This window comes from Desulfonatronospira sp., from assembly GCA_003563255.1.
Lineage (GTDB): Bacteria > Desulfobacterota > Desulfovibrionia > Desulfovibrionales > Desulfonatronovibrionaceae > Desulfonatronospira.
This window is the reverse complement of the sequence record PWSL01000281.1, coordinates 1-6,982: the sequence shown is the minus strand read 5'-3', so window position 1 is coordinate 6,982 and position 6,982 is coordinate 1. Positions and strand designations below refer to the sequence as shown.

Here is a 6,982-nt window from a genome sequence, read left to right as displayed (position 1 = left end):
GGGGACAGGCACCCCGGCACTAATTTTTTTATTGAACAAGAAACAGATTAGAAAAATAAGTGCCGGGAGAGCCAGTCCCCGTGCTCAACGCGTCCTGCAAGGGTTAACCGAATGATGCCCCGAAGGGGCCTCTTTTTCCGTGCAAGGTCGCGGAAAAAGCCTGGTGACTTACCTCTGAAACCCTGCCTGCCCGGTTAAACAAATCCGAAGGATTTCCTGCAAAGCAGGGTTTAACTGGGCCTGCCCGGTTAAACAAATCCGAGGGATTTCCTGCAAAGCAGGGTTTCACTGGGCCTGCCCGGTTAAACAAATCCGAAGGATTTCCTGCAAAGCAGGGTTTAACTGGGCCTGCCCGGTTAAACAAATCCGAAGGATTTCCTGCAAAGCAGGGTTTAACTGGGGTTATAAAATACAAGAACTCAGCGAAGAGGGTGCTGGGAGGGCCAGTCCCCGGAGGTCAAAAAATTTCTTTCGCTGTAGTGTAAAAAAATATTGCCCTTTGGGGGCTTTCAGTATATAAGTGAGCTTGGGGCGGTTAACTCAGCGGTGAGAGTGCCATCTTCACACGGTGGAAGTCCGGAGTTCAAATCTCCGACCGCCCACCACCAGAATCCTTCACAACAGACCTGCTTTATATGACTCCGGCCTCAAAAGTACAACCTGTTTTTTTGCCCCTTTTTCGAACGGGCATTACCCTTTTCTGAAAACTCGATTGGGGACAGTCGCGCACTTTTTTTAATGAGTTATGGTTCGGTTTATTGATAAATCGTTCGTGCCCCGACATTTTGCAGTCGCGTCAAGCTAAAAAAATATCGCACATCATTTCCAACTCTCAATTTTTTGTTTCCCAGGAGTCTATCATGTCTCAATCTACATCTGCCCAGCCGGTATTATCCCGCCAGAAGCCTTCGGGCCGTGTTTTGATCATTGACGATGATCCCGATTTCGTCATGATTGTTGAACGTATACTGAAGTCTGCCGGGCACCTGGTATTAACAGCCCATACAGGACGAGCCGGTCTGGAGTTGATACGCAGGGAGATGGTTGATGTTGTTCTGCTGGATGTAAATCTGCCTGACCACAACGGGTTGGATATTTGCAGTCAGATAAAGAACAATCCTGATACCATGGGGTGTCAGGTCTTATTTCTGTCAGGGACGAAAACAAGTTCCCTGGAACAGGCCAGAGGACTCAAGGCCGGTGCTCAGGGTTATATGGTCAAATCAATCAGTAAAGAAGAGCTGCTGGCCAGGGTGGAGGCGGCCATCCATCTAAAAGACACCGAAGACGCCCTGCGTTTTGAGCGTTCTCAGCTTTTATCCATATTCAACAGTATTGACGAGTTGATCTATGTCCTTGATCCTTATACCTATGAAATCCTTTTCGCTAATCAGTTCATGAAAGATCAGTTTCAACAAGACCTTGTGGGTAAAATCTGTTACCAGGTGCTTCATAACAAGGAGGCCCCCTGTGAATTCTGCACCAATGATATTATCCTGAACAATGAAGGTATGCCTTATCAATGGGAGCACTACAACCCCGTTTTGGAAAAGCATCTGCTTATTACAGACAGGATGATCAAATGGCCGGATGGACGGGATGCCAGGTTTGAATTTGCTGTGGACATTACCAGGCGAAAAACGGCTGAAGAGGCTTTGGAAAAAAGTGAGGAAAGATTCAAGCAGGCCATGGATGCGACACATGACGGGATATGGGATTGGGACGTTACCACCGGCGATGCCTATTTCAGCCCTGGATACACCAATATGCTCGGCTATTCAGCCCAGGAATTCCTTCCAGGCTTCCAATCCTGGCTGGACCATGTCCACCCGGATGACAAGGAGACCACACTTGTTCCTATTAAAGAGTGCCTGGAAAATCGAAGGGAATTCTTTGAGACAGAATTCCGCATGAGAACCAGAAACAATAACTGGCGATGGATATTGGGCCGGGGTAAGGCCGTTGCAAGAGATGAAGACGGTCGAGCCACCCGCATGATCGGCACTCATACCGATATTACCGAAAGAAAGCTGGCTGAGGAAAAATTATTAGAAACCAACAAAAAGCTCAAAGCACTGACCATGAAGGCCAATGATCTGGCCATGCAGGCCGAGGCCGCCAGTCAGGCCAAAAGCGATTTCCTGGCCAATATGAGCCATGAGATCCGTACACCACTGAACGGGGTCATAGGAATGACCAACCTGCTCCTGGATACCGACATGACCCAGGAGCAGCGCCGTCATGCCGAAACTATTCAGTCCAGCGGGGAGGCTCTGCTTGATTTAATCAACGATATTCTGGATTTTTCAAAAATTGAAGCCGGGAGGCTGGAGTTGAAGAATGTTGACTTCAGTCTGCACAAACAGATCCATGAGGTTTTGTCCCTGATGCAGCATTCGGCCTGTGAGAAAGGACTGAAATTGCACAATATCACTGATGAGAGCGTTCCTGAAAGGCTGCGAGGAGATCCTGGGAGGCTTCGCCAGATACTGGTCAACCTCATAAACAACGCCATAAAGTTTACTGATGCAGGCAGGATCGAGGTCCATACATCTCTAGTTTCAACTGGCCAAAATGATGTCAAGGTTCATTTTGCTGTACGTGACACAGGTATCGGCATTCCCGAGGGTAAATTAGATTATCTTTTTGAAAAATTTTCTCAGGTGGATCCCTCTTCGACCCGCAAGTATGGGGGCACAGGGCTTGGGCTGGCCATTTCCAGGAATCTGGCCCGGATGATGGGCGGCGAAATCGGTGCCATCAGCAAGGAGGGGCAGGGTTCTGAGTTCTGGTTTACAGCGATATTAGAAAAGTCTTTTCACTCGGCGGATGAAGTAACTTTGCCGGACAATGCCGAGCGCAAGGACAGTCATACCCCCCTTTCAGGCCATGTTCTTGTGGTGGAGGATACGGTTGTAAATCAGAAAGTAGCTCTGGGTATCCTAAAAAAGCTGGGCCTGACAGCCGATATCGCCAACAATGGTTATGAAGCCATTCACGCCCTGCAGAACATGTCTTATGACCTGGTACTTATGGACGTCATGATGCCGGAGATGGACGGGCTGGAGGCGACGCGGCGGATAAGAAGCATGGAGCAGGGGGAATGGAGCAGGGGTCGGGGGTCGGAGATCGGAAGTCGGAGGTCGGAGATCGGAGGTCGGAGGTCGGAAGTCGGAGGGCGGACGTCGGAGATCGGAGATCGGCAGTCGGACGTCGGAGGGCGGACTTCCGACAATAATATTCCCATTATCGCCATGACCGCCGGTGCCATGCAGCAGGACCTGGAGCGGTGTCTTGAAGCCGGCATGGATGACTACGTGACCAAACCTGTCAATCCGGATGAAATGGGCCGGCTTCTGTCCAGGTGGCTGAAGGCGGACAGAAGTCAGAGGGAAGTCGGATATCAGAAGTCATATATGAGAAATCTGGAAGAGAAAGACAGAACTCTGCAGTCAGAAGCAAAAAATGGAAAACGGGAGACCCCGAGTGGCTTTGTCTGCTCAAAGCCAGTGTTCGACAAAGATACTTTCCTGCTGAGAATGGGGGATGACAGGGAGTTGGCTGAGGAAATTCTAAATATTTACATGGAATCCTTGCCCGAAAACATCAGATCTCTTAAAGACTTGATTAAACAGGGCCACATTGAGGCAGCAACCAGACAGGCCCATTCAATCAAGGGCAATTCAGCCAATACCGGATGTCTGGCTATGGCTGAGATTGCTCTGGCAATGGAAGAAGCCGGTCATTCCGGCGTACTTGAACAGATGAAGGATTACCTTCCTGAGTTGGAAAGGCAGTTTGAACTCTGCAGGGAGGAAATTGAAAAAAAGATGAAGCCAGACTTAAGTTAAAAGTCAGGGATCTGTTCAGTGACGTATTCCTGAAAGCCTGTCATCTTGAGAGTTAAAGCTTGAGAGTCAGGCGCTTAGCAAAAATTGCAAACAAACATGTTGGTCGTTATAATCGGTTCGTGGTTCCTGGTTCTTCGTTCCTGGTTACCTCTTGTTCCCAGGCTGGAGCCTGGGAACAAGAAAAGAAAAAAAACTTTTTTCTTATCTGGGTTGCGGGCAAAGCCCGCCTTAGTTGGTTATGTTAAAATCGCTAACATAAAAGGGATGGTAATAAAGGAAAAAATGGTTTGAAATGTTATGATAGATGACATAGCTAAATGGTCTCCTCCCAATTCCTTAGCCAAAATAAACGAACCTGCAGCAGTAGGTAAGCTGGCAAAAAGTATAGCAACCATGAGTTCAGAGCCTGATACACCCAAAATATAGCATATCATTGCAGTCAAGAAAGGATAGACAAGAAGCTTTATAATAGAGCTTAATACAATAAGTTTAAATTGCTCAAGATTAATACTTCTCAACTGCAAACTTGCTCCCACAGCCAATAACCCTAAAGGTAAAGCTGCTTGACCTAGAATGCTGAAAATTTGTAAAAATATATCTGGTAAAACGACCGGATGTTGGCTTATAAAGAGCCCCGCCACACTAGCGACAATCAAGGGATTTTTTAATATTGCCAGATAAATCGATCTTGTTTTAGATAATTCAGTATTTGAGTAGAGAATAACAGTAGGCACACTTAAAAAGTTGAGAAGCGGAACCAGACCAAGCATTGCTATTGACGACAGCACCAGGCCCTCATCGCCCAACATTGTTGAGGCACCCATCATACCTATGTATACATTTTGCCTTAAGCTACCTTGAAAAGCAGATGAAAAGCCATGGCCATTTGTATTTATATACGGCTTAATTGCAAACAAAAAAATAGATATAATAAGTACTGATATTAATAATGCTGACATCATCAGCAATGAGCTATAATGCATGGTCTGTATTTGAGAAATATTTTCAAACAATAAGGCTGGCAAAAAAATATAATAAGTACTTGTTTGTATAGCACTCCAATAATAGTTTTCCTTAAAAAAACAGTTCTTGAATACATACCCCAGCATGATCACAAAAAATACAGGTAAAATATAATAACTCATAATATCGTTGCTATTGTTAAGATATATGTAACAGTTTAGTCAGAGCGCTAAATAGATACCAGAAATCGCATCAAGAAGCGCTGAACAGTTACTTAAGGTAACAGTTTAGCCCTTTATAAGGAAAGCAGGGGACAGGCACCCCCAAACCTTTTTCTGAAGGATGATTGACAGGTTTAAAAATAAGTGCGGGGAGAGCCAGCCCCCTATGCCACATGCAAATCTGACAGTTGCCCACACATGACACCATGTTTAAGGACCACGCTTCATATTTGGCATCAGAGCCCGATAAACAATGAGGCCGCCATGGAGAAGCACAAAAGCCCGCCAGAGGGTGGTGGTTCCAGGCTCACCGTCGCTTTTTCGACCAGGGTGACCGCCCTGTGAACCCATCATGCGAACAGCTTCACGTAGTGTCGGTTCTTGCTTAGGAAAATCCACCGAATTGGTGGCCAGGATATACAAAGTCTTCCACTCTGCATCTTCAAAGTAGACTGTGCATGGAGCATTGGGTATTTCGCGAGCAAGCCTGGTAAGGTGGAAAATTTGCCACGCCACTACCATGTCCATGGCCAGGCAGGCTTCGAGGCTGTCGGTCGTTTCCAACTGACGATCCTCAATGCGGCAACCACTTTTGAGAGTGCGACGGTAGACTTCCACCCCCCAGCGTTTGGCGTACCGGTCCAACCGTTCACAAGCCTGCTCCAGGGTTTGCGTTTCCAAAGTGGTCAGCAGCATCCACTCCAGCTGAAATAAAGTGTCGCTGTAGTGTTAAACCGGTTACTTATTTAAAATTACGGGCGGTCGAGTTACTCAGGCAAATTAACACTACAGCGAAACTTATTTATTCACCTCCGGGGACTGGCTCTCCCCGCACTTATTTTTATAATGCCGTCAAACATCCTTCAGAAAAAGGTTTGGGGGTGCCTGTCCCCGATTTAGACAGGTTGAAAAGTTTTATAAGTTTCGCTGTAGTGTTAATGAAACGCATAGAGAGGCTCACCGCGGACGCTTTTCAGCGCCTTTGGGTTGGCCCCATGGACAGGCCGAGACACAGACACCGCAGAGATATGGAGGGATGTGCTTTTCCTGCTCATTGCTGCGGAGCTGTCCAACGCATGCATCCAGATCAAGGGCCTCTGAACGCGAGGCATAGTGCAAAGCCGTGGAGGCATTTTTAATCGCCCCGGCAGGACAGGCCTCCACACAGTGGGTGCACTTGGCGCATTTATTCTTGATGGGCTTATCCGCAGGCAGGGCCAGGTCTGTGAGCACGGTTGTCAGGCGCACCCTGGGCCCGAACTGAGGAGTAACCAAAATCGTAGGCTTGCCCTGCCAGCCGAGCCCTGCCTGAATGGCCACGGCCTTGTGCGATATGGCAGCTACAAAGCGCTCTTCACACAGAATATGGCTGGCCGGTACAGGCAGGGCCTTTCCCCCCCAGGACTGCAACAGGCCTGATATGCGGATGGCAATATGATCCAGAAGGGCGTTGACGTTCTGGTAATGCCTGGCATACAGCGGGGTGGGCCTGCTGGTGATGGGGTCCATGATGCCGTCTGCCAGATGTACGGCCATGGAAACTGCCCGGGGGAAATCCTGCAGTAGATCCGGGGGATCAGTTTCGATTCCTGCCAGACGGGAGGTGTCCGCCACAGCTACCAGATCGGCTCCCCAACTCCGGGCGGCGTCATAAAGGGGCTTTGCGTTGGGAATAAGTAAATTATGCATAAAAAAAAAGTTTACAGCAAACCTGCGCAGTTTGCAACTCTCAAAAAGGATGCAATCCTAACACGGGCTTTGCCCGCAACCCAAAAACATTGTCTCACGCAAAGGCGCAAAGGTCGCCAAGGAAGACAGGATAATTATTTTTCATTTGTCACTCGTTTCTCGTGACAAATGAAAAGGCAGCCTTGTCCAAAACCGTGTCCCGGTTTTGGACAATACCTCTGCTTCGCCTCTTAAACTTTGCGTACTTTGCCTGCCCAG

General features: G+C 48.0%; 4 protein-coding genes and 1 tRNA gene. 2 read left to right on the top strand and 3 right to left on the bottom strand.

Annotated elements, in window-relative coordinates; genetic code table 11:
- The first annotated feature begins 529 nt into the window (after positions 1 to 529).
- A tRNA-Val gene (locus QZP87_RS08255) sits at positions 530 to 605 on the top strand.
- A gap of 255 nt (positions 606 to 860) precedes the next feature.
- Positions 861 to 3,851, top strand: a complete 2,991-nt coding sequence (locus tag QZP87_RS08250) for a response regulator (RefSeq protein WP_291322445.1) — start codon at positions 861 to 863, stop codon at positions 3,849 to 3,851.
- 236 nt (positions 3,852 to 4,087) lie between these two features.
- On the opposite strand, the gene QZP87_RS08245 is transcribed toward QZP87_RS08250, so the two are convergent.
- The 3 genes from QZP87_RS08245 to QZP87_RS08235 all read right to left on the bottom strand — a co-directional run bounded on the left by QZP87_RS08245 (position 4,088) and on the right by QZP87_RS08235 (position 6,724).
- On the bottom strand, positions 4,088 to 4,996 hold the full coding sequence (locus QZP87_RS08245) for an AEC family transporter (protein WP_291322444.1): 909 nt from the start codon (positions 4,994 to 4,996) through the stop codon (positions 4,088 to 4,090).
- Positions 4,997 to 5,245: 249 nt separating this feature from the next.
- Positions 5,246 to 5,716: an IS4 family transposase gene (locus QZP87_RS08240; protein ID WP_291322443.1), complete on the bottom strand. Its 471-nt coding sequence runs from the start codon at positions 5,714 to 5,716 to the stop codon at positions 5,246 to 5,248.
- Positions 5,717 to 5,992: 276 nt separating this feature from the next.
- Positions 5,993 to 6,724 (bottom strand): 4Fe-4S double cluster binding domain-containing protein, encoded by a 732-nt coding sequence (locus QZP87_RS08235; protein WP_291322442.1) that lies wholly within the window; start codon positions 6,722 to 6,724, stop codon positions 5,993 to 5,995.
- Between the last annotated feature and the right edge of the window lie 258 nt (positions 6,725 to 6,982).